Origin of the sequence: Amycolatopsis sp. 195334CR (genome assembly GCF_017309385.1) — a bacterium.
Taxonomy (GTDB): Bacteria; Actinomycetota; Actinomycetes; order Mycobacteriales; family Pseudonocardiaceae; genus Amycolatopsis.
The window spans coordinates 1,639,955-1,665,560 of record NZ_JAFJMJ010000002.1 but is presented as its reverse complement, the minus strand read 5'-3'; the positions used below and the strand labels follow the sequence as shown (position 1 = coordinate 1,665,560).

The following is a 25,606-nucleotide window of genomic DNA, read 5'->3' as shown; positions in this document are numbered from 1 at the left end:
CGGTCAGGTCTCACGCCAGCGAAATCCGTAGGCGAGTCCCGGCATGAGCCCTCGGAACTCCGCGTGTATCTCGCCCACGGAATCGGGTTCCGCGGGCTCACCGGTCGCCACCGGGTCGTCGAGGTCGCGCTGGAATCGGCCGGAGAGCCGCCAGATCTCCGGCGGAACGCGGCCCGTGCCGAACCGCACCCGCAGGTCGAAGCGATCGCAACGCTGCTTCGGCACGCACACGTAGTGCGGCTTGACCATCGCCTCGGCGCTCACCCGGAACCGGAGCACGAACACGTGTGCCTGTCCTTGGCCCAGCGCCTCCGGCAGTTCGAGGGCGAACCCGATCCGGTCGGCCGCCTGCTGCCGGGTGTCGAGCAGCCGTCCTCCGCCGAAAACGTCGATCTCAGGGCGGTCCGCTGAGGCTGTCACGGTGAACGCCAGGTCCAGAGTGCGAAGGTCGTCCCGTTCCGCAATCACCCGCCGGATCTCGAACGCCTCCGGCACCGGCAGGTCCAGGTTCACGAAAGTGCGCAACTCCTGGGTGTACCAGTCCAGCCGGGGCACCGTCGACGCCACCCGCGGTTCCGCCGCGGGCACGTCGTCCAGCACCTCGGCGAGGTGGGCGATGCCCTCGTCCACGCGACGGCGGACCGTTCTTCGCTCGCATCCCAGCCGTGCGGCGGCCACGTCCATCCGCTGCTGGTAGAAGGGCAGCCGCGCACTGGGGTCCAGCGCGAACGCCAGGCGCAGCAGGGCACCGAGATCGTCCGGCAGCGATGCGATGGAGACCCCGAGCAGGGCGACGATCTTTTCCCTGCGCTGCGCCGACCTGTCACCGGGGTCGATCCCGGACCGCGCCGAGAGTTCCGGCCCGATCCGGTCGCTGATCGGGTTCGCGAGAACCCCGCGCCCCTTGCGCAGCGATTTCAACTCCTCGACGAGCGCACTCACCAACTCACCTCCGCGAACCTCCACCACCCATGCAAGCCTGGCCGGGCCGCCCTGCGCGCGCAAGGCCAAACCACCCCGTCGGCCGCGTTTCCCGTTTCCCGTGCAGGGAGGAAACAGGCAACCACTATCAGCGCGCGACATGCACCGGCATTCTTGATTCCGGTTCGGAGAAATTCGAGAAATAAATCCGAATCAATCGACGAAGGGTCGGCGGTTCCATTCTGCCCGCCGACGCGAATCCCACACGGAAAGGAGGTGGCCGCCGTGCAGACCCACTTCGTGCTCGAACTGATCGTCACCTGGCTGACCGCGTTCAGCGCCTGAACCGCCCGGCGCGGGGTGCCGTTCCCTAGCGGCACCCCGTGCGCAGGCGGAGCACCCGGTCGAGCGCCTCGGCGACGCGGTCCGCGGGCAGTTCACCGGAAGCCTTCGCCTTCTGCAGTCTGGTCAGCACCGGGCCCGGCGCGTCGTGGCCGGACCAGAGGGCGATGTCCGCGCCCGCGGTCAGCGCGGCGAGCACCGCGTCGGGCAGGCCGTAGCGGTCGGTGATCGCCCGCATCGCGCCCAGGTCGTCGGTCATCGCGACGCCGTCGAAACCGTAGTCCTGCCGGAGCAGCCGATACGCCGCCGGGCTGACCGACGCCGCCTCGCCCCTGGTCAGCCCGGGCACGTCGAGGTGGCCGAGCATCACCGCGGGCGCGCCGCGCTGCAGCAGGTTCGCGTACGGCAGGAGATCGCTCTTCTTCAGCTCACCCAGGGGCGGCGTGCGCACCAGGCCCTTGTGCGAGTCGCCCTCAGCGCGGCCGTGGCCGGGGAAGTGCTTGAGCACCGGGAGCACACCGGCTTCGGCCAGCCCGTCGGCGAAGGCACCCGCGTACCGCGTCGCCACGGCCGGGTCGGGGCTGTAGGAACGGTCCCCGATCACCGAGTTCGCCGCCGCGTCGCTGAGGTCGGCGACGGGCGCCAGGTTGATCGTCACCCCGCGGTCCTTCAGCTTCCGGCCGCGGTCGGCACCGAGGGCGCGGACCTGCTCCGGGCTGGCGGTGGCCGCGAGGTCGCGGGCGCTCGGCAGGTCGCCGTCGAGTTCGTCGATCCGCTGGACCCGGCCGCCTTCGTCGTCCACCGCGACCAGCAGCGGGTGCTTCGAGGCCGCGTGCACCGGGTCCAGGCGGCTCCCGGTGAGCAGGCGCGTGACGCTGCCGCCGACGAAGATGCCGCCCACGTGGTCGTCGCGGACCACCTCGATCGCGTTGGTCTCGTCGGCGGGGTCCACGCCGACCATCAGCAGCTGGGCCAGCTGGTCGCGTTCGCTGAGCCCGGCGGCGAGGTCCGCGCAGGCGGGTCCGGCGGGAGCCGGCGTGGTGGCCGGGCTCTCCGGCGCGGCCGCCGCGCGCGGGGCGTCGGCCGGCGGGGTTTCCGCAGGTTGGCGGGCGGGGGCAGGGGTGTTCACCGCGGCCACGATGACCGCGCACACAGCCGCTCCCGCCGTCAGCGAGAGCAGCCAGGCCCGGGTACCAGCACGTGTCATTTGCGGACCAGTGTATTTCCCTCGTACCCGCCGCTGTGCGTCAGCCGTTTGGCGTAGCAGTCGTCCTTGCCGATCCCCTGGTCCACGCACCAGCCGTTCGCCGCCTCACCGGTGCTGAACCGCTCCGGCACCACGGTGATCCAGAAATCGGGGTGCTTGAAACTGCTGAAATCGCCGGACCACAGCAGCAGCGCGCTCGGATACCGTTGTTTGCTCGCCAGGTAGTCGTGCCAGATCCGGCGGTGGTCGAAGGTTTCCCCGCGCACCACCAGCCCGACCTGTTTCGCCGAAAGCTGCGGAACCCACGAACCGACCAGCGCGGAAACCGCGGTCCGGTCCGCCACGATCTGCCGTTGCAGCAAGGACAACGCCGATTCCGTGGTGGCGGGCGGCGATTGGGTCACCGTGCTCGCCGGTGGCACGACGTATTCCGGCACGGTCACCGTCGGCGGTGCCACGTAGACCGGGTATTCCTCGGCCGCACCCACCACCACGTCCGGGCGCGCCTGCCGGGCGAGCACCACGGTCAGCGCCACCAGCAGGCCGACCACCAGCGTGATGACCACCGCGGTGAGCGATTTCATCCCGGCCGTCCAGCCCGATTCAGGCGGTGGCGGCGCGGGCCGCGGGAATTGCCAATTCTGCTGTTCCGGACGCCAGTTCTCCACCGCGAACACCTCCGTTTACTGCGGCACACGGAGGAAGTCGGCACAGTAGAACCGGTGTTACGACACCGGAAAGCGGCCCGAAGAAGCTATTTCCAACCGGCGCGCTCAGCCGAGAGCGTCGAGCAATTCCCGCTCCCGGCGCGCGCTGAGGCCCGTGTGCCTTTCCCGGTCCAGGCCCTGCTCGCGTTCCCAGCGCAGCGTGTCGGCCAGCATGTCCGCCCGAGGCCGGTGACGCAGTCCCGCGGCGACCGCCGCGGATCCGTCCCGGGCCGACCACCCTTCCCAGCCCGGCTCCACCAGCCACATCGCCAGCGATTCAGGCCCCATGTACTGGGCCACGCCCTGGGCGAGCAGCCACGCCGGGTCCGCGGTGACCACCGGGCCGGTGTGCCCGCCGGCGGCACGGGACAGCTCGATCCACTCCCCGAACGGCACGCCCGGGCCGACCGCGTTGAACGTGCCGGTGGTGCCCATCTCCGCGGCGTCGAGCAGCCAGGAGGTGAGGTCCCGCACGTCGACCGCCTGGGTGGGCACGGCCGGGGTGTCCGGGACCAGCATCGGCCCGTGCTGATCGCGGGCGGCACGGGCGGCCCAGTAACCGGAGCGCCCGGTGTGATCACCAGGGCCGCCGATGAGCCCGGCTCGCGCGACGAGGAGCCGGTCGCCCACCGCGTCCGCCGACGCCTGTTCGCAGGCGACCTTCGCCTCGCCGTACAGCTCGCGGTCGACCTCGCTCCGGTCGGTCGGGGCGAGCAGGGGCGCGGACTCGTCCGCCCCCGGTGTGCCGTGCGAGGCGTAGGCGTTGGCGGACGAGACGTACACCCAGTGCCCGGCCTTGCCGCCCAGTGCGTCGAGCGCGCCACGGACGAAGGCCGGCTGCCACGACACCTCGACGACGGCGTCCCACGCCCGGTCGAGCAGGGGCTCGTAGGCCGACGGGTCACGCCGATCGGCGGCGACCAGTGTCGCTCCTTCCGCGACTTCCCCGCTCTCGCCACGCGCGAGGCAGGTCACCCGGTGGCCCCGGTCGATCGCCTGCCGAGACAGCTCTCGGGCCACCCACGCCGTTCCGCCGAGCACCAAGATCTCCACCCCGACACACAAGCACCCGGAGCACCGCCCGGCCAGGGGATTCGCTGACAGCAGACGGGTCAGCTCCGGACGAGCGGCAGGTTCTCCGACCGGAAGACGCGGTTGTCCGCGGTGACCGCGAACACCTCGCAGCCCGGTTGCGCGGCAGCCCATTCGGGGCCGTCGGCGCCCAGCGCGAAGGCGGCGGTGGCGGTGGTGTCGGCGATGGTCAGCGTGTCGGCGACCACGGTGATGCTCTTCAGCCCGGTCGCCGGTTCGCCGGTGCGGCCGTCGTAGATGTGGTTCCCGCGTTCGTACCGGCCCGAGGTGGCCACCGCGGCGTCCTCGACGTCCAGCACCGCGCACAGCTGGTCGATCCGCTCCGGGTGCCGGACCCCGACCCGCCACGGACCGCCCGCGGCCACCACGTCACCACCGGCGTTGACGCAGAAGCGCCGGGCCCCGGCGTCCATCAGCGCCTCGGCGGCCCGCTGCACCGCCCAGCCCTTGACCACCGCGCACGGGTCCACCCCGCGCCCCGGCAGGCGGACGCTGAACGCGCCGCCGCTGCGTTCCTCGTACCGGCGGCACACCGCCAGCACCTCGATGAAGTCCTCGCTCAGCTCGGCCGGGGTCAGCTCGGCGCGGTTGAGCCTGCTCACCTCGCTGTCCTCGCGGAACGGGCTGAACCGCGCGTCGACCTCCCGCAGCCAGTCGAAGGCGTGGTCGACGGCCGGCCCGAGCGGGCTGGTGGTGGCGCGGACGTCGATCGAGATCGGGAAGCCCATGATGTGCTCGACCCGCCGTGGATTGCCCAGCATCAGGCACCCTTCCCGTCGAGAGCCGCCTGCAGCGACTCGGCGTAGGCCTCACTGGTCATCGTCGCCCCGGAGACCGTGTCGATGTCCGCGCTCTGCGCGGTCAGCGCTTCCTCCCTCAACGTGGGCAACGCGTTCTCGGTGGGATTGGTGTCCGGCGCGCGCAGCACCCGCACGTCTGTTATCGACCCGTTGGTCAGCAGCACCTGCACCTGGACGATGCCGTGGCGCCCGGCCGCGACCTCGGTCCCGGTCAGCGTCCGGGTGTCGGCACCGGCCGCCGGCGCGGGCGCGGACGCGGCGGGCGGCTGCGCCACCACGGCCGTCTCGGCGTGCGGGGTCGGCTCGTACTGCCACAACCAGACGAAACCACCGGCGGTGAGCAGCAAAATCGGGATGGTCTTCTTCATCTCTCTCCTCAACCGGCCAGGCTGAACCGCTCGGCGTGCACCTGGGCCGCGGGCAGGCCCAGCTCCTTCAGGCCGCGCACGGCGGCCTGGGTCATCCCGGGCGGACCGCAGACGAACACGTCCCGGTCGGCGACGTCGGGCACCAGCGCGGCCAGGTTCCGCGGCCCGAGCACCGGCCCGTCCGGACCGTCCTGATCGGACGGACCGGTGAGCAGCCGCAGCACCGCGCCCCGGGTGCGGGCGATCGCGGTCAGCTCCGCCATCAGCACCGCGTCGGCTTCGGACCGGACGCGGTAGAGCAGCACCACGTGCCCGCTGATCTCCTCGAGCAGCGCGCGGATCGGCGTGATGCCGACGCCGCCCGCGATCAGCAGGGCGTTGCCGCGGGTCTGGTGCGCGGTGGTGAACGCGCCGTAGGGCCCTTCGGCGAACACGCGCGTCCCCGGCCGCAGTCCGCGCAGCCCGGCGCTGCCCTGCCCGACCGCCTTCACGGTCAGCCGCAGCGACCGGCCGTCGGGCGCGGCGGACAGCGAGAACGGGTTCGCCTGCCACCACCGGTCCCGGCTGAGGAAGCGCCACAGGAAGAACTGCCCCGCCCGCACCGGCAGCTCGTCCAGCTTCTCGCCGGTGATGTACACCGACACCACCTCCGGTGATTCCGGGACCACCGCCGACACCCGGAACCGGTGCTTGAGGTTGCGCCGCAACGGCAGCACCACGCGACCGGCGAGCACCGCGCCGAGCGCCACACCCCACAGCGTCCACCAGTACGCCCGCGCCGCCGGGGAGTCCACAAAGGTCTCCCCGACCGCGACCTGGTGGCTGAACGCGAGCACCACCGCGAGATAGGTGTACAGGTGGGCGAAGTGCCAGGTCTCGTAGGCCAGCCGCCGCCGCGCGTACCGGGCGGACAGGCCGCCGACCACCAGGATCAGCACCAGCGCGACCACCGCGCGCAGCACGTCCTCCATCGTGGTGATCAGCGTGCCGAGCTGGTCGATCGGCCCGGTGTGCTCCACCGCCGCGTACCCGAAGACGATGAACACCGCGTGCCCGGTCAGCGTCCACACCAGGCCGAAGCCGAGCAGCCGGTGCCACGAGGTCAGCCGGTCCATGCCGAGCCTGCGGTCCACCCAGGGCAACCGGGCGATCAGCAGCAACTGGAACGCCATCAGCAGGGCGCCGTAGAGCCCGGTGAGCCTGCCGAGCGAGACGAGCGCGTTGCTCGACGGCCCCGACGCGGCGAACAACGCGGTCACCACCACGACGTTCGCGGCGAAGAAGGCGGCCAGCACGATCCTGGCGGCGGTGCGCGGGCGGACGGCGACGCCGCGGAGGGCGGGTGGTCCGGCTGTGGTGACTTCGGCCATGAGCCCAGCCTGTGCGGCGAAGCTGAGGCGTTCCTATCCGCCACCTGTCGAGATCCTGTCGGTCGCCCGCCGCACCACCCCCGCGCCTCGCCTCCGGCGGCGGCGTGGCGCACCATGGCACCTGTGAGCACGAACAACCCGGTGAAGCTGCTGGTCGTCGACGACGAGCCGCACATCGCCGACCTGGTGGCGACGGTGGCGAAGTACGAGGGCTGGCAGGCGGTCACCGCGGGCAGCGGTGAGGCCGCGCTGCGCGAGGCCTCGGCCTTCCACCCCGACATCGTGGTGCTGGACATCATGCTGCCCGATCTCAACGGCTTCACCGTGCTGGACCGGCTGCGCGAATCCGGCACGATGGTGCCGGTGGTCTTCCTGACCGCCAAGGACGGCACCGCCGACCGCATCGCCGGGCTGACCAGGGGCGGGGACGACTACCTGGTCAAACCGTTCTCGGTGGAGGAGCTGATGGCCCGGCTGCGCGCGGTCCTGCGGCGCAGCACCGGCCCGGCCTGGCAGCACTCGGTGCTGCGGGTGGCCGACCTGAGCCTGGACGAGGACACCCGCGAGGTCCGCCGCGGCGACCGGCTGGTCACGCTCACCCCCACCGAGTACGAGTTGCTGCGCTACCTGATGCGCCGCTCCCCCGGCGTGCTGACCAAGGCGCAGATCCTGGACCACGTCTGGGAGTACGACTTCGGCGGCAAGTCCAATGTGGTCGAACTGGTCATCTCGCACCTGCGGCGCAAGCTCGACACCGAGGCCGAACCGCTGATCCACACCGTGCGCGGGGTGGGGTACGTGGTCCGCCAGGCGGCGAGGTGAGCCGCTGGCTGGGCGCGTGGAACCGGCTCCGCCTCGGCACCCGGCTCGCCTTCGCGCTCGCCGCGCTCTCCCTGGTCGTGTTCGCCGTGGTCGGCGCGCTCACCGTCGGCATCATGCGCGACTACCTGCGCGACCGGCTCGACGACCAGCTCACCTCCAGCCAGCTCGACGAGAGCGAGAAGCTGCGCAAGTACCCGGCGAAGGACCCGACGCCGTTCTACTCGTGGTACTCGGTGGCCTTCGTGGTCCAGGACGGCGTCGCCACGCCGAAACCGGAGGACCGGCTGCCGCAGGACGTCGAGGACCTGGCCGGGGTGGCGCGGGCGGCCACCGAGACCGAGGTCATCCAGACCGTGCACCTGCGCGGCGAGGGCGACTTCCGGGTGCGGGCCTGCCCGATCGACCCGGCCACCGGCACCGTGCTGGTCAGCGCCGCGCCCGAGGCCGAACTGGACAGCACGGTGCAGCAGCTGATCGCGGTCGAGGTGGCCACCTTCAGCCTGGCGCTGGCGATCCTGGTGATCACCGGCCGGATCGTGCTGCGCCGGGGCCTGCGCCCGCTCAGCGACATGGCCGGCACCGCGCACGACATCACCACGCGCGACCTCACCGACTCCCCCGACCTGCCGGTCCGCGCGACCGGGACCGGCGGCGGCGTCGAGGTGGACGAGCTGCGGACCGCGCTGAACACCATGCTCGCGCACATCGACTCGTCACTGGGCGCGCGGACCGCGGCCGAGCAGCGGCTGCGCCGGTTCATCGCGGACGCGTCGCACGAACTGCGCACCCCGCTGACCTCGATCCGCGGGTACGCCGACCTGTTCCAGTACGCGGCGGCCAACGAACCCGCCGAGCGCGAGGCGCACCTGGCGAAGCTGCGCCAGGAAGCGGGCCGGATGAGCCTGCTGCTCGACGACCTCCTGCTGCTCGCGCGGCTCGACGACGCCGAGGTCGAGGCGCCGCTGCGGGGTGAGGAGCTGGACCTGGCCGAGCTGGTCACCGCCGCCGGCGACGCCTTCCGCGTGGCGCACACCGGCCACGAGCTGACCGTGGACACCGATCCGGGCCCGATCCGGCTGTTCGCCGACCCGCTGCGGTTGCGGCAGGTGCTGGACAACCTGCTGACCAACGCCGCCGTGCACACCCCGCCGGGCACCGCGGTGACGCTGGTGGCCAGGGCGACCGCGGCCGAGGCGGTGCTGGAGGTGGCCGACACCGGGCCCGGCATCCCGGCCGAGGACCAGGCCCGCATCTTCGACCGCTTCTACCGGGTCGACCGCTCGCGGGCCAGGGAGCGCGGCGGCAGCGGGCTGGGCTTGTCCGTGGTGCATTCACTGGTCACCGCGCACGGCGGTACGGTGACGCTGGCCAGCGCGCCGGGCGGCACGCGGTTCACCGTCCGGCTGCCCCGCACCAGGAACGAGGGACCCCGTTGATCGACCCGTCCGACGAGCTGCGCGCGTTCTGGGCGGAGCGGCACTTCCCCACGCTGACCACGCTGCGCGCGGACGGGCTGCCGCACGTGGTGCCGGTGGGCGTGACCGTGGACGAGGAGTTCGCGGTGGCCAGGGTGATCACCTTCGCGGCGAGCGTGAAGGCGCGCAACGTCCGGCGGGGCGACGTCCCGGCCGCGGTCAGCCAGGCCGACGGGCGCCGGTGGTCCACCCTGGAGGGCCGCGCGCGGCTGCTCGACGACCCGGACTCGGTCCGGGACGCGGAGGACCGGTACGCCGTGCGGTACCAGCGGCAGCCGCGGCCGAAACCCGATCGGGTGGTCATCGAGATCCGGCTGACCGGCCGCCTGGGCATGCGCTGACGCCTCAGCCGCCGAACATCCGGCGCCACTCCTCCAGGGAGCGCGGCCGGTAGACGAAGTTGTCCCGGCGGACGTCGGCCAGCGGCGACGAGGGTTCCGCCGAGTACTGGTGGCCCGGGTAGACCACCGGGTTGCCGGACAGCCCGGCCAGCCACTGCAGGCTCCGGTACATCGCGTCCGCGTCCCCGCCGGGGAAGTCGGTGCGGCCGCAGCCCTCCAGGAACAGCGTGTCCCCGGAGACCAGGCGGTCGTCGCCGACCAGGAAGCACTGGCTGCCCGGGGTGTGCCCGGGCGTGTGCAGCAGCCGGACCGGCACCGAGCCGATCTCCAGCAGGTCGTCGTGGTCGTGGCCGACCAGGTCCGAGTCGGACACCCCGGTGACCCGCTTGACCCACTCGGTCTCGTCCTGGTTGACGTGCACCGGCACCGGGGACAGCGCGAGCAGGTCGGACAGGCCGGGCAGGGAGAAGCCCATCATGTCGCCGCCGACGTGGTCGGGGTGGTGGTGGGTGACCAGCGCGCCGGTCAGCCGCATGCCGTCGGCGGCCAGCACGTCGAGCAGGTCGGCCACCCGGTAGGCCGGGTCGACGACCATCGCTTCCCCGGTCTCGCGGTCCCCGATCAGGTAGGCGAAGTTGACCATCTGGGTGGCCACCGGGTCGCCCACGGCGAAATCCCGGCCCGAGAGCAGCTGGCGGAAGTACAGGCGATCCGGCATGCACTCACCGTACTGGGGACCCCCCGCGCGCGTGTCCGGGCGGGGTGCCACACTTCCGCGCGTGGAGTACCAGCTCATCGCCGAAATCGTCCCGCCAGCCGACGCCGCCGGACTGGACGCGCTCCAGCGGCTCGGGGTCGCCGCCCTGCTCGACGAGCAGCTCGACCAGCTCGCCGCCGTCGAAGGTCCCGACGGGGTGGAGATCGAACCCGTGGACCACAGCGTCGAGGTGTCCGCCACCGGCGCGGTGATCACCTGGGCGCTCGACGCGCCCGCGCTGGTGCTCGCCGAGGACGGCGCCCGCCACGTGCTCGACGAACTGCTCGACCGCACCGAGTTGCTCGCCGACTGGACCGTGCGCCGCTGCGAGGTCTCCGCCTCCGACGAGGACCTGGAGGCCGCGTTCTCCGGTGACGAGGAGCCGGTCGAGATCGACGACGACGAGGCGGCCGAGGAGCCCACCGAGGAGGAGCTGGCCGCCGCCCGCGAGCAGCTGCTCGCCAGCGCCGACCAGCTGCGGGCGTTCGGCCTCGAAGCCTTCGGCCACGCGCCCGACGACGAGGACTCGGTCTCCGCCGAGCACGCCACCCTGGTGGCCGGCGCCTTCGTGCAGGGCATCGAGGTGCTCACCGACGAGCTGTTCCAGGACATCCAGGCGCTCGAAGAGGCCGAGGTGACCGCGGGTGAGCAGGACACCCTGTGGGTGCTCGACCAGCTGCCCGAGCGCTTCGCCGACCAGTACACCGCGTTGTTCGCCAAGCAGTTCCTGGTCAGCACCGCGATCCTGGGCTACCGGCTGTGCCAGCCCGGCTGGACCGCGCCGCTGAGCACCGCCGAGGCGCTGGGACTGCACCTGATCAAGTCGGCCGCGGCCGTGCAGCTGGACCTGTCCGGGATCAGCGAGGAGCTGCCGCTGGAGCAGATCTTCGCCGCGTTCAACGAGCACGCCTTCGAGGACCTCGACCACGAGCTGCTGTTCGAGGGCGAGATCGAGGACGGGGTCAAGGGCCTGGACTTCGCCGACTGGTTCACCCCGCGGCCGCACCTGGCCGAGACCGTGCACCCCTACCTGGCGGCTACCGAGGACTGAGGCGGTCTCCGGTGACCGGGTGGAAGAAGTGCACCTCGTCGTGGTCGCGCAGCGCCACCCGGACCACCTCGCCCAGCCGCGGCGGCACGCGGCCGTCGACGCGCACCACCAGGCGGCCCGTGCCGTCCGCGCCGTGCACGTAGGCGTCCGCGCCGAGCTCCTCCACCAGTTCCACGGTCAGCTCGACGGCCTCGTCCGCCGCGCCGGCCAGCCGCAGCGACTCCGGCCGCACGCCGAAGGTCACCTCGGGCAGTTCGACCGCGTTCGGCACGGCGATCGACAGGTCGCCGAGCCGGGCCCGGCCGCCGGTGACCGGCAGCGTGCGCAGGTTCATCGCCGGTGAGCCGATGAAGCCGGCCACGAAGGCGTTCGCCGGGCGGTCGTAGAGCTCGCGCGGGGTGGCGCACTGCTGGAGCAGGCCGTCCTTGAGCACGGCCACGCGCTGCCCCATGGTCATCGCCTCGACCTGGTCGTGCGTGACGTAGATGGTGGTGGTGCCCAGCCTGCGCTGGAGCGCGGCGATGTTCGCCCGCGTCTCCACCCGGAGCTTGGCGTCCAGATTGGACAGTGGCTCGTCCATCAGGAACACCGACGGTTCCCGGACGATCGCCCGGCCCATGGCCACCCGCTGCCGCTGCCCGCCGGAGAGCGCCTTCGGCTTGCGCTCCAGGTACTTCGTCAGGTCCAGCATGGCCGCCGCCTCGGCCACCTTGGCCTGGATCTCGGCCTTCGGCAGGCCCTTGAGCCGGAGCGCGAAGCCCATGTTCTCGGCCACCGACATGTGCGGGTACAGCGCGTAGGACTGGAACACCATGGCGATGTCGCGGGCCTTGGGCGGGGTGTGCGTGACGTCGTTCCGTCCGATGTGGACGGCGCCCTCGTCGACGTCCTCCAGCCCGGCGACCATGCGCAGCGCGGTCGACTTGCCCGAGCCGGACGGCCCGACCAGCACCAGGAACTCGCCGTCGGCCACCTCCAGTTCCAGCTGGTCCACCGCGCGCACCTCCGGCGTGCCGGGGTAGATCCGGGACGCCCCGACGTAAGCCACCTCAGCCATGCGTTTCCTCCCGAGTCTCGGTCACCACTCCCCCGGAGAGCAGCCGCAGCCGCTCCTTGGCGGGCACGTCCGCGCCGATCGCGTCCAAGCCCAGCAACGCCGCGCCGACCACCGGCGCCACGTCCACCACGCGGAACACCGCGTGCGGTGCCCCCTTCCTGGTGCGGCGCTCGATCTCGGCGATCACCGGCTCGGCCACCCCAGTCAGCACCCCGCCGCCGAGGATCACCTCCGGTGTGCCGCCGGTCAGCCCGAGGTGGCGCAGGCTCACTCCGGCCAGCACGCTGACCTCCTCGACCAGCCGGTCCACCACACCCTGGGCGATCTCGTCCCCGGTGGCGGCCACGTCGAACAACACCGGGCACAGCTCGTTCAGCACGTGCGTGGACAACCGCCCGAAGTGCAGGCGGTGCACCACCTCCACCACCGCGTCCACACCGAAGTGCGCCTTCACCGCGGGCAGCAGCGCGGTCGTCGGACCACGGCCGTCCTCCGCGCGCACGGCCCACCACAGCGCTTCCTCGCCGAGGTGCGAGCCCCCACCCCAGTCCCCGGAAATCCGGCCCAGCGCGGGAAAGCGGTGCACGCGGCCGTCCGGTCCGACGCCGACGCAGTTGATCCCGGCCCCGCAGACCACGGCCACGCCGGTCCCGCTGGAGGTCCCGGCCCGCAGCAGCGCGAACGTGTCGTTGCCGACGGTCAGCGAAGGCGACCAGCCGCGCGCGGTGAGCGCGGCGTGCAGTACCTCCTCCTCCTGCGGGAGGTCCAGGCCCGCGAGGTAGGCCGAGGTGTGCACGGCGAACGGCCGCTCGGCGGGCAGGCCCGCGTCGTCGTGCGCGGCCAGGACCAGCCGCTCCAGCGTGGCCACGCAGGCGTCCACACCCACGTTCTGCGGGGAGGCACCGGGCCCGCGTGCTTTGCCCAGCACGTTCCCCGTGGCGTCGACCAGCAGCACGTCCGTTTTGCTGTTGCCGCCGTCGATCGCCACCACCAGCTCCGGAGACGTCATGCCTTGGCCCACGGCAGCAGGTCGCGGTTCTCGTGGATCAGCGCGTCCGCGAGCAGGTCCGCCTGGCGGTACTGGCCGATCAGCGGGTGCGCGAGCAGCGCGTCGGCCACGCGCTCGCGACCGCCGTGCAGGGCGGCTTCCAGCGCCAGGTTCTCGTACGCCGTCACGTGCGCGATCAGCCCGGCGAGCATCGGTTCCACCGGCGCGACCGGCAACGGCCGCGCGCCCGCACCATCCACAGTGGACGGCACCTCGATCACCGCGTCGTCGGGCAGGAACGGCAGGGTGCCGTTGTTGCGCACGTTCACCACGTGCTCCTCGGCCGGTCCCCCGCCGGTCAGCGCGTGCACCAGCTGCACCGCCGCCTCGGAGTAGAACGCCCCGCCACGCCGGGAAAGCTGCTCGGGCTTGGTCACCACTTCCTCGTCCTGGTAGACCTTGAGCAGTTCGTTCTCCACCTCGGTGACCACGTCGGCGCGCGGCATCTCGGTCTGCTGCTTCTCGACGACCTCGTCGTGCGAGTAGTAGTACTTCAGGTAGTAGGAGGGCACCACGCCGAACCGGCGCAGCCAGTCCACCGGCATGTCCAGGTGGTCGGCGACGGCGTCCGCGTGGTGCTCGATCAGCTCGGGCAGCCGGTCGGCCACCGTGCCGTCGGTGCCGGTGACCCGCACCCCGCGCTCCCAGCTCAGGTGGTTCAGCCCCACGTGGTCGAGCCGCAGGTGCTCGTGGTCCACGCCGAGCAGGCCGGCGAAGGTGCGCTGCAGGTGGATCGCCACGTTGCACAGCCCGACCGCGCGGTGCCCCCGGTTCAGCAGCGCCCGCGTGACGATGCCGACCGGATTGGTGAAGTCGACGATCCAGGTGTCGTCCCCGGCCACCTCCCGCACCCGGTCGGCGATGTCCAGCACCAGCGGCACCGTGCGCAGGGCCTTGGCCAGCCCGCCCGCGCCGGTGGTCTCCTGCCCGACGCAGCCGCACCGGTGCGGGAAGGTCTCGTCGGAGCGGCGCGCGGTCTGCCCGCCCACGCGCAGTTGCAGCAGCACCGCCGCCGCGCCGTCCACCCCCCGGTCGAGCTCACTCGTGGTGCTGATCTTCGCCGGGTGCCCGGCGTGCGCCAGCAACCGCGAACTGAACTCCCCCACGATCTCCAGCCGGTGCGCGTCCGGATCCACCAGCACGATCTCGTCGACGTCCAAAGTGGAGCGTCTGCCGGCGATGCCGTCGATCAGCTCCGGCGTGTAGGTGGATCCCCCACCGACCACTGTCAGTTTCAACCCTTGACTCCCGTGAACGTGATTCCCCGGACGAACGACTTCTGGGCGAACGCGAACAACACGATGACCGGCGCCATGATCAGCGCGGTGGCCGCCATGGTCAGGTTCCACTCCACGTGGTGCATGCCGCGGAACGAAGCCAGCGCCAGCGACAGCGGCCAGCCGTCCCGGTTCTCCCCGGTGTAGAGCAGCGGGCCGAAGTAGTCGTTCCAGGTGTAGAGGAAGCCGAACATCGCGGTGGCCGCGATACCCGGCTTGGCCATCGGCACCAGCACCTTGACCATCGCGCCGAACTCGGAGCAGCCGTCGATCTTGGCCGCCTCCAGGTAGTCACGCGGGATGGTGAGGAAGAACTGGCGTAGCAGGAACACGCTGAACGCGTCGAACAGGAAGTACGGCACGATCAGCGGCACGAGGCTGCCGGTGAAGCCCAGCCGCACCCACAGGTCGTACAACGGCACCACGACCACCTGCGGGGGCAGCATCATCGCGGCCACGGTCAGCATGAAGAACAGGTTCTGCCCGCGCCACCGCAGTTTCGCCAGCGCGTAGGCCGCCGGGATCGCCGAGAGCAGGATGCCCAGCGTCGCCAGCAGCGAGTAGGTCAGACTGTTGACCAGGTAGTCCAGCAGCGGCACCTTCTCGAACACCTCGATGAAGTTCTCGAAGTGCCAGTCCTGCGGCCACAGGCTCGAGGTCATCGCCTGGTCGTCGGCCATCACCGCGGTCAGCACCACGAAGACCACCGGCAGGGTGAAGCCGATGCCCAGTGTCAGCCCGAGCGCGTGCACCGCCACCCACTGCAGCCTGCGGTCCCACGACTGCTTGCGCCGCTCGACCGGCTTGAGCGGCCGTTCGGTCACCGCGACCATCAAGCACCCCCTTCCGCGGCCGAGGCCTTGCGCAACTGGCGCACCAGGATCCAGGTGAAGCCGAAGGAGACGACGAACAACAGCACCGCCATCGCCGCCGCGTACCCCATGTTGAAGTAGCGGAAGCCCTGCACGTACAGCCAGACCGGGTAGGTCAGCGTGGAGTTCTGCGGGGCGCCGATGTACTTGGTGTTGCCCGCGACGTCGGAACTGCCCGAGGCCACCCCGCTGGCCACCACCGCCTGGGTGAAGAACTGCAGCGCGAAGATGATCGAGTTGACCACGCCGAACAGCAGCACCGGCGAGATCGTCGGCAGCGTGACGTGCCAGAACCGGCGCAGCGGCCCGGCGCCGTCCAGTTCCGCGGCCTCGTACTGCTCCTGCGGCACGTCCAGCAGCGCGGCCAGGATGATGATCATCAGCTCGCCGGAACCCCACAGCACCAGCAGGGTCAGCGCCGGTTTCGACATCGCCGGATCGTTGAACCACAGCCCGCCGTCGATCCCGAGCAGGCGCAGGAACCGGTTCACCGGCCCGAATTCCGGGTTGAACAGGAACACGAAGGCCAGCGTCGCGGCGGCGGGCGGGGCGAGCGCGGGCAGGTAGCACAGCGTCCGGATCAGCCCGACGCCGCTCTTGAGCCGCGCGATCACCGACGCCACGCCGAGCGAGAACAGCACCCGGGTCACGGTCAGCACGACCACCAGCCACAGCGTGTTCCACGCCGCCGTGCCCACCAGCGGTTCGGTGGTGAACATCCGCACGTAGTTGTCGAAGCCGATCCACTCCGGCGCGTTCACCAGGTCGTAGCGGGTGAACGAGTAGTACACCGTGGCGATCAGCGGGTAGGCGAAGAAGATCGTGAAGCCGATCAGCGCCGGGGCCAGGAAGGCCAGCACGGTCCAGCGGCGGCGGCCGCGGCCGCCCCGGCCCCGCCGCTTCGGCGGGACCGGGGACGGCGCGACCGCGCGGCCCAGGGTGGCGGTCACCTACTTGCCGCCGGACTTCTGGGCCAGTTCGTCGTTGATCTGCGCGTCGACCTTCTGCAGGCCGGCCGCCAGATCGGGTTCGTTGCCCGCCTGCCAGCGCGCGGCGAAGTCGTTGACCGCCTTGAGGTGCGCGTCGCCGATCGGCGTGGTCGGGTTCGGCAGCAGCTTGCCGCTGGAGAACATGGTCAGGAACTCGCGGAACTGGTCGCTCACCTGCAGCCGCGGGTCCTTCAGCGCGGTTTCGGTGCTGGGCACGTTCTTCAGCCCGTTGCCCAGTTCCACCAGCGTGTCGGTGTCGGTCGACATGTGCTTGACCAGCTCCCACGACGCGCCGGGGTTCTTGGCGCCCTTGGGAATGGCGATGATGGTGCCGGTGGTGAAGGCGCCGCCGTAGCGGTCCGGCTTGCTGTCGAGCACCGGCGGCGGCGCGGTGCCGTAGTTCACCTCGGGCGCCTGGTCGGCCAGGAAGGCGGTGCGGTACTCGCCGTCGAACATCATCGCGATCTTGCCGCGGTGGAAGGCGTGGTCGGCGGAGTACTCGTCGCCGAGACCGGACTTGAACTGCTCGACCTTCTGCGGCCCGCCGTAGGAGTCGATCAGCTGCTTCTGGAACTCGAACATCGCCTTCCACTCCGGGCTGGCGGCGAGGCCCGACTTGCCGTCGGCGCCCAGCCAGTGCGCGTCGAAGTTCGGCGCCCAGATCTGCGCCTGGTTGGCGTAGAACGGCATGGATGGCAGGAAACCGGCCACCTTGATCGAGCCGTCCGGGTTGAACTGGGTCAGCCGCTTGGACATCTCCAGCAGTTCGGTGGTGGTCTTCGGCGGCGCGCTCAGCCCGGCCGCGGCGAAGAGGTCCTTGTTGTAGTAGAAGCCGTAGACGTCGGCGAGCATCGGCATGGCGCACCGCTTGCCCTGGAACTCGGTGTAGCTGCGCACCGCCTCCGGGATCTGGTTCAGATCCACCTGGTCCCGGTCGATGTAGGGCTTGAGGTCGAGGAAGCTGCCGGTGGAGCACCAGGCGCCGAGGTTGTCGGTGAAGAACGAGATCGCCACGTCCGGCGGGTTGCCCCCGCGGATGGACTGGGTGAGCTTGTCGTCGTCCTGGTTGCCCTCGTGCTTGATCTGGATGTTCGGGAACTTGGTCTTGAGCTTCTCCAGGCCCTTGGTCACCACGTCGTACTCACGCGAGGTGAACTTGCTGTAGACGGTCAGCGTGAGCGCCTCGTCCTTGCCGGGCGCCGCCCCGATCTCACCGCCGCCCGCCGGGCCGCTCGCCGCGCCGGAACAGGCCGTGAGCAGGGAAACCGACGCGATGCCGAGAAGCAGTTTCAACGCCCGCATAGGCACTCCTAGGTTGGGGGATCGGGACTTTTTCAGGAGATCGGGACGGCCGCGGCCGGAGCGAGGCCGAACAGCTGCTCGCGCACCTTGGCCAGTGCAGAGTGCAGCGCGCCCGCGCGCACGGCGTTGCCCGGCACCGAAGCCAGGCCGACCCGGGTGCGCGGGATGACCAGCCGGTGCAGTTCCTCGGCCACCAGGCCGGTCAGCACCTCACCACCGGCGCGGCTGACTTCTCCGCACAGCAGCACGGTTTCCGGGTCGACGACACTGACCACATTGGCCACGCCGAGGGCCACCCGGCGGGCGAGCACCCGCAGGAACGGCAGTCCGTCCGGTCCACTTCGGACAGCCTGGCCGACGACCGTCCAGCCGGTGGTTCCGGCGAGGCCGTGTTCGGCGGCGAGCGCGACGATGGCGGGCGAGTCGACCAGGTCGCCGAACCGGCCGCCGCCGCTGCCGGTGCCGCTGCCGGTGCCGCTGCTGCCGCCGCTGCCGCCGCCGGTGCCGCTGCCGGTGCCGCCGGTGCTGCCGCCGCTGCCGGTGCCGTCGGTGCTGCCGTCGGCGCCTTCGCTCCCGTCGCTGCCCGGGATGCGCAGCCAGTCGATCTCCCCGCCGCCGCCGGTGGCACCGCGCAGCAGCCGCCTGCCGACGACCACCGCGCCACCGACGCCTTCGCTGAGCCACACCAGCACGAAGTCACGCAGTTCGGCGGCTTCGCCGGAGATCATCTCCTCCAGCGCCACCAGGTTCACGTCGTTCTCGATGGTGACCCCGACCCCGAGCGCCTCGGACAGCTTGCCCGGCAGGTCGAACCCGGACCAGCCGGGCAGGTGCGGGGCGGACTCCAGGTGCCCGGTCGCCGGGTTGAGCGCGCCCTGCGCGCCGATCACCACGTGCTTGAGGTCTTCCAGCGCCAGGTTCGCGCTCGCGGCCGCGGCGATCGTCGCCTCGCGGAAAGCGCCGGCCACATCGGCGCCCGCCTCGACCGGCAGCGGCGCGCTGTACTCGGTGAGCACCTTGCCGGTGATGTCGGCGATGGCGAACTCGGCGGCGTGCGGGGTCAGGTCCACCGCGGCCACGTGCGCCACCGCGCCGTTGACCGACCACAGCTGGGCACGCGGGCCGCGCCCGCCGCCGCGCACCCCGTCCTTGACCACGATCCCGTCCTGTTCCAGGCGGGTGAGCAACTGGGCGGTGGCCGGTTTGGACAGGCCGATCACGTACTCCAGGTCCGACCTGGTCAGCGGCCCTTCGCGCAGCAACGTGTCGATCGCGGCGCGATCGTTGATCTCGCGCAGCAGCCGTGGGCTTCCTGCTCGCACTGGGCGGCTCCCCTGAAATTAATCTGTTAACTTTCCAGACGGTTTCCGTCAGCGTAGTGATCCGGGCCACACCTCGTCAACAGTTCGCCCGAAGTTGGTTTAAACCACCTTCCGGCGGGTACTGCCGGGGGCCTGCGGCTGGTACGAGATTTCCATGCGCCTCAACAAGATTGTCGCCGCGTTGGCTCTGGTCCCCGCCATCCTGCTCTCCACCGTCACCGCCGCCCAGGCCACCGGGCCGTGGCAGAAGATCGGCTCCGACGTGGCCCGCCCGCTCGACGAGAGCCAGGGCCTGGCCACCATCGAACGGCCGAGTGGCACCACCATCCGCTACACCGGCATCGGCACCATCCCGCCGAGCCTGGCCACCCGGGGGTGGAACCACGTCGGCGACCCCGGTACCGCGAAGGGGTACTACATCGAGCCGTACCAGCGCGACGACCGCGGCGCGAAGCTGTTCCGCGTGCAGGCGCCGGACGGTTCGTGGTCGGAGTACCAGCACGCGCTGGAATCGTGGGAGGCCAACAACAACTCGTTCGCCGCGGTCTCCCCCGACGGCGGCTGGATGGTGGCGGGCGAGTGGGGCACGATGGACCGCTTCCTGGTGCACCCCACGCCCGGCATCGTGGCCAAGGACCCGGCGAAGAACCTGCCGTACGCCTTCTCCATCCGCCTCGACCGCAAGGTGCGCGACATCCAGGGCTGCGACTTCGTCACCGCGACCCAGCTGCTCTGCTCGTCCAACGATCCGGAGGGCTCGCTGTTCGGCATCAAGAAGCCGCTGCTGCAGGTGGACCTCGCCGGCGCGCTGAGCGGTGCGGATGTGACCGGCAAGGTCACCGCGCTCGGCCAGCTGCCGTTGGAGAGCGCCTGCTCGGGTGAGTTCGAGACCGAGGGCATCGACTTCGACGAGCGTGACGGCACGCTGCGCGTGGTCGTGCTCTCCCCCAGCATCTGCATCGCCTTCGACAGCAAGACGTGGCGCTTCCGCCGCTGAGTCAGCGCTCGGTGACCCGGCCCTCGGCGACTTCGAGGCGCCGGGTCACCTCGACGGCGTCGAGCATGCGGCGGTCGTGGGTGACCAGCAGCAGCGTGCCAGGGTAGGTGGCCAGCGCGGATTCGAGCTGTTCGATCGCGGGCAGGTCCAGGTGGTTGGTCGGCTCGTCGAGCACCAGCAGGTTCACCCCGCGCGCCTGGAGCAACGCGAGCGCGGCGCGGGTCCGTTCGCCCGGGGAGAGCGTCACCGCCGGGCGCAGCACGTGGGCCGCCTTCAGGCCGAACTTCGCCAGCAGGGTCCGGATGTCGGCGGACGCCAGTTCCGGCACCACCGCGGCGAACGCGTCGAGCAGGGTCTCCTCGCCGAAGAACAGCTGCCGCGCCTGGTCGACCTCGCCGACGACCACGCCGGAACCGAGCGCGCAGTGTCCCTCGTCGGGTTCGACGCGGCCGAGCAGCGCGGCCAGCAGGGTCGACTTGCCCGCGCCGTTCGCGCCGGTGATCGCCACCCGGTCCGCCCAGTCGATCTGCAGGTCGACCGGCCCGAGCGTGAACCCGCCGCGGCGCACCACGGCCGCCCGCGCGGTGGCCACCACCGCCCCGGAGCGCGGCGCCGCGGCGATCTCCATCCGCAGCTCCCACTCCTTGCGGGGTTCCTCGACGACCTCCATGCGCTCGATCAGGCGCTCGGTCTGCTTGACCTTCGATGCCTGCTTCTCGGTGGCGTCCGCGCGGAACTTCTTGGCCATCTTGTCGCCGTCGGAGGACTTCCGGCGCGCGTTGCGGACGCCCTTGTCCATCCAGTTGCGCTGGGTGCGCGCCCGGGCTTCGAGGGACGCGCGCGTGTCGGCGTACTCCTCGTACTCCTCGCGGGCGTGCCGTCGCGCGATCGCGCGTTCCTCCAGGTAGGCCTGGTAGCCGCCGCCGTAGGAGTTCACCTGCTGCTGGGCGAAGTCCAGCTCGACGACGCGGGTGACGGTCCGGGTGAGGAACTCGCGGTCGTGGCTGACCAGGACGGTGCCCGCCCGCAGCCCGGCGACGAACTTCTCCAGCCGGTCGAGGCCGTCGAGGTCGAGGTCGTTGGTCGGCTCGTCGAGCAGGAAGATGTCGTAGCGGCTGAGCAGGAGTGACGCCATCCCGGCGCGGGCGGCCTGCCCGCCCGAGAGCGCGGTCATCGCCTGGTCGAGCCCCACTTCCAGGCCCAGCTCGGCAACCACGTCGGCGGCCCGGTCCTCGAGGTCGGCGCCGCCGAGCGCGAGCCAGCGGTCGAGCGCGGTGGCGTACTCGTCGTCAGCGCCCGGCTTGCCCTCGGTGAGCGCTTCGGTCGCCTGGTCGAGCGCTTGCTGCGCCCGCGCCACCCCGGTGCGGCGGGCGAGGAACTCCCGGATGGTCTCGCCTTCGCGGCGCTCGGGTTCCTGGGGCAGGTGCCCGACGGTGCCGGACGGCGGGTTCAGGCGGATGGTGCCCTGCTCGGGCGGGACCAGCCCGGCGAGGGTTCGCAGGAGGGTGGACTTGCCGGCGCCGTTCACCCCGACCAAGCCCACCACGTCCCCGGGCGCGACCACGAGGTCCAACCCGGAGAACAGCACCCGATCACCATGCCCAGCAGCCAACCCCTTGGCGACGAGGATTGCGCTCATAGAGGCCTGATGCTAGTGCCCGGTGCCGATGGTGGGCTGCGGCGGATCCCGGTTCGGTTTCGGGGCGGCGGTCTGGGGGGGCGGGTGGCCAGGCAGCGGCGGAGGCAGGCCGCAGGCGGAAACCGGGGTGGGCAGCGAGCGGCAAGCGAAGGCAGGCGGCGAGGAACCAGGCCGCGGGCGGAAGCGGGTGGCGAGGGAAAGCGAGCCGCGAGCAGGCCCGTGCTGTGAGCGGGCCCGGGCTGCGAGCGGAGCCGACCGGCGAGCAGCAGGCGAAGGCGGGCAGCGGGCGGCGGGCGAAGCTGGCAGTGAGCGGCGGCGGAGGAGGCAGGCTGCGGGCGAAGGCTGGTGGCAAGGGCGGCGAGGAACCAGGCCGCGGGCGGAAGATGGGTGGCGAGGGGAAGCAGGCCGCGGGTGGAGGCGGGCGGCGAGCGGAGGCAGAGCGGGAGGAAGTCTGCTGTTGCGCAGCCTTCGAGGCGGGCGTGGAGGTAGGCGGCCGCGCGGAAGTGGCTCAAGCTCCGAAATGGACAGAGTGGGCGGGGACCAGAGGACGAGCGAACGGGGGAAGCGTCAGCCGACGCCGGAGGTGGGGAAGTCTCGTAGGCCCAGCCGGATGTGCTCCACGTGGAAGACGGCCTCGTCGAGCAGCATGGCGACGTGGGTGTCGTAGAGGCTGTAGACCACGCTCCGCCCCTGGCGTCGGCCGGTGACCAGGTTCAGGGTGCGCAGCAGGCGAAGCTGATGCGAGACCGCCGACTGCTCCATCTCCACCGCCTCCGCCAGCTCGGCCACCGAGCAGGCACCGTGCCGCAGCCTGGTCAGGATCAGCAGGCGCGAAGGGGTGGCCAGCGCCTGCAGCGTCGCCGCCACGGTGGCGGCGCTTTCGGCGTCCAGTGACGCCGGAGGCACCGCGCGGCCCTCCACCCCGTGTCCCATTCCGTCATCCTAGCCCCGGGTGCACCTCCGCGAAGGCCCGCTCGCGGGCGCGCCGCTGCTCGTCGCTCAGCGTGCCGAACGCCGAACGGTCGGCACCGCACGAGACATCCCGCGCCGGCCGCGTCCCGTCCACCAGGAAACGCGTCACGGCGTTGTTCGCGCAGGCGTTCTCCGACAGGTACGTACCGTGCCCACCCTGGTCGACGGTCACCATCCGCGCCCGGTCGCCCAGTGCCCGGCGCATCTCCCGCGCACCGGCCAGCGGCGTCGCCGGGTCACGCCGGTTCTGCACGAGCAGCACGGTGGACGGACCGTCGTCGGTGATCGCCACGGGCGGCTCGGCGGGCTCGGTCCCCCAGAACGCACACGGCCAGATGTTCGCCGACGCGGCACCGAACATCGGGTACCGCTTCCGGTCCTGCTCGACGTTACGCTGATAGGTCCCGACGTCCTCGGGCCAGTCCGCGTCCCCGCACACCACGTACAGCTGCGACGAGAGCAGGTTCGTGACGTCCTGCGCGGCCTGGACGGCGACCGGCGCCTCGGCACGGTCCAGCGCCTGCCACTGCTGCGCCAGCACCGGGAAGTTCGCGTCCCCGTACAACGAACCGAAGGTGTAGTGGCGGAACAACGCGCCGGTGATCCCGGCGACCGGGTTCGCGTCGAGCTTCGCGGCCAACTCGAAGTACTTCGCCTTGACCTGGCGCGGATTCCGCCCGAGTTCGTAGGTGCCGTCACGGTCCGCGGCCCAGCGCGCGAAGTCCGGGAAGCGGTCCTCCATGCCCTGGCCCATCAACCGCGCACCGGCGGGGTCGAGCCCGCCCGGACCGGTCACGCTGTCCAGCACGATCCGATCGGTCCGCTCGGGGAACAACGTCGCGTAGACCGCACCGAGGTAACTGCCGTACGACCCGCCGAAGTAGGAGATCTTCGGCTCCCCCAACGCTTCCCGGATGAGGTCCATGTCCCGCGCGGTGTTCGCCGTGCTGATGAACGACAGCCGGGCACCGGACGAGGACTCCGCGCACTGCTTCGCCACCGTCCGCGCGAACTCGGCCCTGGCCGCCACATCGGCCGCGTCCTTCGCGTACGGCGGCACGTTGCTGGCGATCTGATCCGGCCGCAGATCGCAGGTGACCGGCGAACTCTGCCCCACACCACGCGGGTCGAACCCGATCAGGTCGTAGGTGTCGAGCACGCTCACCGGCAACCCGGCCGCGGCGAGACCGGCGGGCATGCCCAGCCCCGAACCACCGGGACCGCCCGGGTTGAGCAGCAACACGCCCCGCCGTTGCGCGGGTTTGGTGCTGGGCAGTTTCGAGATCGCCAGCTCGATCCGCTCACCACCGGGATTCCGGTAGTCCAGCGGCACTGTCAGTGTGGTGCACAGCAACGTCGGCGTATCCGCACACGGCGCCCACTCCACCGCCCGCGGTGCTGCCTGCGCCTGTGGGGCCAGCACCACCACCGAAGCCACCGCCAGCGCCGCGGCCAAGGATCTTCGCATCACGCCCCCAGGATGATCGACTGCACCGATGCCTTTCAGCCTAGGAAGGGGGTTGTGCGCCCACATCCGTCTGGGGTCTGACCCGGATGTGACTTTCGGAGCAGGAGATCCGGTCCGAAAGTCACATCCGGGGCCGTCACACCGGTACGGAGACGAACGTCTTGCCGTCGAAGTTCTCCACTTCGACCGCGGCCACCTGGTCCGGCGGCACCAGCGCGGCGCCGTCCAGCTTGGTGCCGTCGCGTTCGCCGGCAGGCGAGACGAGCCAGCTGCCCGCTTCGGCCCGCGTGCCGTCCTTGCCGACCACCATGATCCGGCACTTCTGCCCGGCCGGGATGCCCTTGATGTCGGTGCTGATCCGGACCCAGCCCGCCGCCGGTTTCACCGTCGCGGTCATGCTCGCGCCGGTGGCCGCGTCGGTCCCCGAACTGGTCTTCGTGCCCGGCGGCAGCGCCACCACTTCCGGCGCGTCGGGCGCCGACTGCTGGCCGACGATCACGCCGCCGCCCAGGAACGCCGCGGCCACCGCGGCCGCCGCCACGCCAACGGCGAAGCGCCGCTTGCGCTCCTGCCCGCCGCGTTCGGCGCGCACCTGCCGCAGCGTCCGCTGCAGCAGCAGATCCCCGCCCTCGGGCGGGCCGTCGAGCATCGCCTCGGGCGGTACCTCACCGAGCGCGTCGTGCAGCTGGCGCAGTTCGGCCAGCTCGCCGGCGCACCGCGTGCAGGCCGCGACGTGTTCTTCCACCGCGCGCACCTCCCGCTCGTCCAGCGCACCCAGCGCGTAGGCGCCGAGCAGCTGCGCGTCGTGTCCCGTGTTCATCCGGCCACCCCCTTCAGCGCCAGCTGCCGTCCCAGCGACGTGTTCCGCAATGTTCGCAAGGCGTAGTGCGATCTCGACTTCACCGTGCCAGGTGCCACCCCGAGCGCCGCGGCCGCCTCGCTCACGCTGCGGCCCTCGAAGTAGATCTTGACCAGCACGTCGCGGTGGTCGGCGGAGAGCTGGTCCAGTGCCTCCAGCACCACCACCGAGTCCACCACCGAATCCGCGTGGTCCCGCTGCACCGGCGGCTTCTCCGGTACCTCGGGCACCTCCGCCGGCCGGGCCGACTTCGCCCGGAACCGGTCGGTGATGATGTTGCGGGCCACGGTGAGCAGCCAGCCGCGCACCGAGCCCTTGCCGTTGACCAGCACGTCCGGATTGCGCCACGCCCGCACGAGTGTCTCCTGGACCACGTCCTCCGCGGCCGCCCGGTCCCCGGTCAGCCGGGTCGCGTAGGCCAGCAGTGCGCGGCCGTGCTCCTCGTAGACCGATCGGATCAGTGCCTCGTCGGCCGCGGGTTCCCGTTTCCGGGACCACAACGCCGCCATCCAGCTCTCCTCCCCGCCCGTGGGCGCGTAAGTGACCGCGTA

At 71.5% G+C, this 25,606-nt stretch carries 25 protein-coding genes; 5 read left to right on the top strand and 20 right to left on the bottom strand.

From position 1 onward, the window contains the following. Nucleotides 1-3: 3 nt before the first annotated feature. From JYK18_RS30825 to JYK18_RS30795, 7 genes are all read right to left on the bottom strand, one after another. The gene (locus JYK18_RS30825) at nucleotides 4-942 is read right to left on the bottom strand and encodes a hypothetical protein (RefSeq protein WP_307796131.1); all 939 of its coding nucleotides are present in this window, start codon (nucleotides 940-942) and stop codon (nucleotides 4-6) included. 349 nt (nucleotides 943-1,291) lie between these two features. After that, the gene (locus tag JYK18_RS30820; RefSeq protein WP_206806945.1) at nucleotides 1,292-2,470 is read right to left on the bottom strand and encodes a glycoside hydrolase family 3 N-terminal domain-containing protein; all 1,179 of its coding nucleotides are present in this window, start codon (nucleotides 2,468-2,470) and stop codon (nucleotides 1,292-1,294) included. After that, on the bottom strand, nucleotides 2,467-3,054 hold the full coding sequence (locus tag JYK18_RS30815) for a hypothetical protein (protein ID WP_206806944.1): 588 nt from the start codon (nucleotides 3,052-3,054) through the stop codon (nucleotides 2,467-2,469). Before JYK18_RS30815 ends, JYK18_RS30820 begins: the two co-directional genes overlap by 4 nt. Nucleotides 3,055-3,243: 189 nt before the next feature. Then, complete coding sequence (locus JYK18_RS30810) at nucleotides 3,244-4,230, bottom strand: NAD-dependent epimerase/dehydratase family protein (protein ID WP_206806943.1); 987 nt, start codon at nucleotides 4,228-4,230, stop codon at nucleotides 3,244-3,246. Between the two features lie 59 nt (nucleotides 4,231-4,289). Continuing rightward, nucleotides 4,290-5,030, bottom strand: a complete 741-nt coding sequence (locus JYK18_RS30805; RefSeq protein ID WP_206806942.1) for an FAD:protein FMN transferase — start codon at nucleotides 5,028-5,030, stop codon at nucleotides 4,290-4,292. Then, the gene (locus JYK18_RS30800) at nucleotides 5,030-5,437 is read right to left on the bottom strand and encodes an FMN-binding protein (RefSeq protein WP_206806941.1); all 408 of its coding nucleotides are present in this window, start codon (nucleotides 5,435-5,437) and stop codon (nucleotides 5,030-5,032) included. Before JYK18_RS30800 ends, JYK18_RS30805 begins: the two co-directional genes overlap by 1 nt. Before the next feature lie 8 nt (nucleotides 5,438-5,445). Further along, on the bottom strand, nucleotides 5,446-6,807 hold the full coding sequence (locus tag JYK18_RS30795) for a ferric reductase-like transmembrane domain-containing protein (protein WP_206806940.1): 1,362 nt from the start codon (nucleotides 6,805-6,807) through the stop codon (nucleotides 5,446-5,448). 123 nt (nucleotides 6,808-6,930) lie between these two features. Here JYK18_RS30795 and JYK18_RS30790 point away from each other — a divergent pair, with 123 nt between their 5' ends. The 3 genes from JYK18_RS30790 to JYK18_RS30780 are packed head-to-tail and all read left to right on the top strand — an operon-like array spanning nucleotide 6,931 to nucleotide 9,445. After that, entirely contained in the window at nucleotides 6,931-7,629 is a 699-nt protein-coding gene (locus JYK18_RS30790; RefSeq protein WP_153037298.1) for a response regulator transcription factor, read from the top strand. Continuing rightward, nucleotides 7,626-9,065 (top strand): cell wall metabolism sensor histidine kinase WalK, encoded by a 1,440-nt coding sequence (locus JYK18_RS30785; RefSeq protein WP_206806938.1) that lies wholly within the window; start codon nucleotides 7,626-7,628, stop codon nucleotides 9,063-9,065. The genes JYK18_RS30790 and JYK18_RS30785 overlap by 4 nt, the downstream gene beginning before the upstream one ends. After that, nucleotides 9,065-9,445: a TIGR03618 family F420-dependent PPOX class oxidoreductase gene (locus JYK18_RS30780; RefSeq protein WP_206808214.1), complete on the top strand. Its 381-nt coding sequence runs from the start codon at nucleotides 9,065-9,067 to the stop codon at nucleotides 9,443-9,445. Before JYK18_RS30785 ends, JYK18_RS30780 begins: the two co-directional genes overlap by 1 nt. Before the next feature lie 4 nt (nucleotides 9,446-9,449). Here JYK18_RS30780 and JYK18_RS30775 read toward each other — a convergent pair whose 3' ends face one another. Further along, nucleotides 9,450-10,163 (bottom strand): MBL fold metallo-hydrolase, encoded by a 714-nt coding sequence (locus tag JYK18_RS30775; RefSeq protein ID WP_206806937.1) that lies wholly within the window; start codon nucleotides 10,161-10,163, stop codon nucleotides 9,450-9,452. A 61-nt stretch (nucleotides 10,164-10,224) separates the two neighbouring features. Between JYK18_RS30775 and JYK18_RS30770 the strand changes: the two genes are divergently transcribed. After that, a complete protein-coding gene (locus JYK18_RS30770) occupies nucleotides 10,225-11,253 on the top strand; it encodes a hypothetical protein (protein ID WP_206806936.1) in 1,029 nt (342 codons plus the stop codon). Here JYK18_RS30770 and JYK18_RS30765 read toward each other — a convergent pair. The 7 genes from JYK18_RS30765 to JYK18_RS30735 are packed head-to-tail and all read right to left on the bottom strand — an operon-like array spanning nucleotide 11,240 to nucleotide 19,099. Next, nucleotides 11,240-12,310 carry an ABC transporter ATP-binding protein gene (locus JYK18_RS30765; RefSeq protein WP_206806935.1) on the bottom strand — a complete coding sequence of 357 codons (1,071 nt, stop codon included), beginning with the start codon at nucleotides 12,308-12,310 and terminating at the stop codon, nucleotides 11,240-11,242. The two genes, JYK18_RS30770 and JYK18_RS30765, sit on opposite strands and share 14 nt — an antisense overlap. Next, nucleotides 12,303-13,319: an N-acetylglucosamine kinase gene (locus JYK18_RS30760; RefSeq protein WP_206806934.1), complete on the bottom strand. Its 1,017-nt coding sequence runs from the start codon at nucleotides 13,317-13,319 to the stop codon at nucleotides 12,303-12,305. The genes JYK18_RS30765 and JYK18_RS30760 overlap by 8 nt, the downstream gene beginning before the upstream one ends. After that, nucleotides 13,316-14,596: a 6-phospho-beta-glucosidase gene (locus JYK18_RS30755; RefSeq protein WP_206806933.1), complete on the bottom strand. Its 1,281-nt coding sequence runs from the start codon at nucleotides 14,594-14,596 to the stop codon at nucleotides 13,316-13,318. The genes JYK18_RS30760 and JYK18_RS30755 overlap by 4 nt, the downstream gene beginning before the upstream one ends. Beyond that, nucleotides 14,593-15,468 carry a carbohydrate ABC transporter permease gene (locus tag JYK18_RS30750; RefSeq protein ID WP_206806932.1) on the bottom strand — a complete coding sequence of 292 codons (876 nt, stop codon included), beginning with the start codon at nucleotides 15,466-15,468 and terminating at the stop codon, nucleotides 14,593-14,595. Before JYK18_RS30750 ends, JYK18_RS30755 begins: the two co-directional genes overlap by 4 nt. After that, entirely contained in the window at nucleotides 15,468-16,457 is a 990-nt protein-coding gene (locus JYK18_RS30745; protein ID WP_206806931.1) for a carbohydrate ABC transporter permease, read from the bottom strand. The genes JYK18_RS30750 and JYK18_RS30745 overlap by 1 nt, the downstream gene beginning before the upstream one ends. Next, complete coding sequence (locus JYK18_RS30740; protein WP_206806930.1) at nucleotides 16,458-17,798, bottom strand: extracellular solute-binding protein; 1,341 nt, start codon at nucleotides 17,796-17,798, stop codon at nucleotides 16,458-16,460. 32 nt (nucleotides 17,799-17,830) lie between these two features. Then, nucleotides 17,831-19,099, bottom strand: a complete 1,269-nt coding sequence (locus tag JYK18_RS30735; protein WP_206808213.1) for an ROK family transcriptional regulator — start codon at nucleotides 19,097-19,099, stop codon at nucleotides 17,831-17,833. A 175-nt stretch (nucleotides 19,100-19,274) separates the two neighbouring features. Between JYK18_RS30735 and JYK18_RS30730 the strand changes: the two genes are divergently transcribed. Next, nucleotides 19,275-20,117 carry a hypothetical protein gene (locus JYK18_RS30730; protein WP_206806929.1) on the top strand — a complete coding sequence of 281 codons (843 nt, stop codon included), beginning with the start codon at nucleotides 19,275-19,277 and terminating at the stop codon, nucleotides 20,115-20,117. Between the two features lies 1 nt (nucleotide 20,118). Here JYK18_RS30730 and JYK18_RS30725 read toward each other — a convergent pair whose 3' ends face one another. The 5 genes from JYK18_RS30725 to JYK18_RS30705 form a co-directional block, all read right to left on the bottom strand. Next, nucleotides 20,119-21,756, bottom strand: a complete 1,638-nt coding sequence (locus tag JYK18_RS30725) for an ABC-F family ATP-binding cassette domain-containing protein (protein WP_206806928.1) — start codon at nucleotides 21,754-21,756, stop codon at nucleotides 20,119-20,121. A gap of 567 nt (nucleotides 21,757-22,323) precedes the next feature. Then, on the bottom strand, nucleotides 22,324-22,689 hold the full coding sequence (locus JYK18_RS30720; RefSeq protein WP_206806927.1) for a metalloregulator ArsR/SmtB family transcription factor: 366 nt from the start codon (nucleotides 22,687-22,689) through the stop codon (nucleotides 22,324-22,326). A gap of 4 nt (nucleotides 22,690-22,693) precedes the next feature. Continuing rightward, entirely contained in the window at nucleotides 22,694-24,196 is a 1,503-nt protein-coding gene (locus JYK18_RS30715) for an alpha/beta hydrolase (protein WP_206808212.1), read from the bottom strand. 136 nt (nucleotides 24,197-24,332) lie between these two features. Beyond that, the gene (locus tag JYK18_RS30710; RefSeq protein ID WP_206806926.1) at nucleotides 24,333-25,016 is read right to left on the bottom strand and encodes an anti-sigma factor; all 684 of its coding nucleotides are present in this window, start codon (nucleotides 25,014-25,016) and stop codon (nucleotides 24,333-24,335) included. After that, nucleotides 25,013-25,564, bottom strand: a complete 552-nt coding sequence (locus JYK18_RS30705) for a sigma-70 family RNA polymerase sigma factor (RefSeq protein WP_206806925.1) — start codon at nucleotides 25,562-25,564, stop codon at nucleotides 25,013-25,015. The genes JYK18_RS30710 and JYK18_RS30705 overlap by 4 nt, the downstream gene beginning before the upstream one ends. Nucleotides 25,565-25,606: the final 42 nt, after the last annotated feature.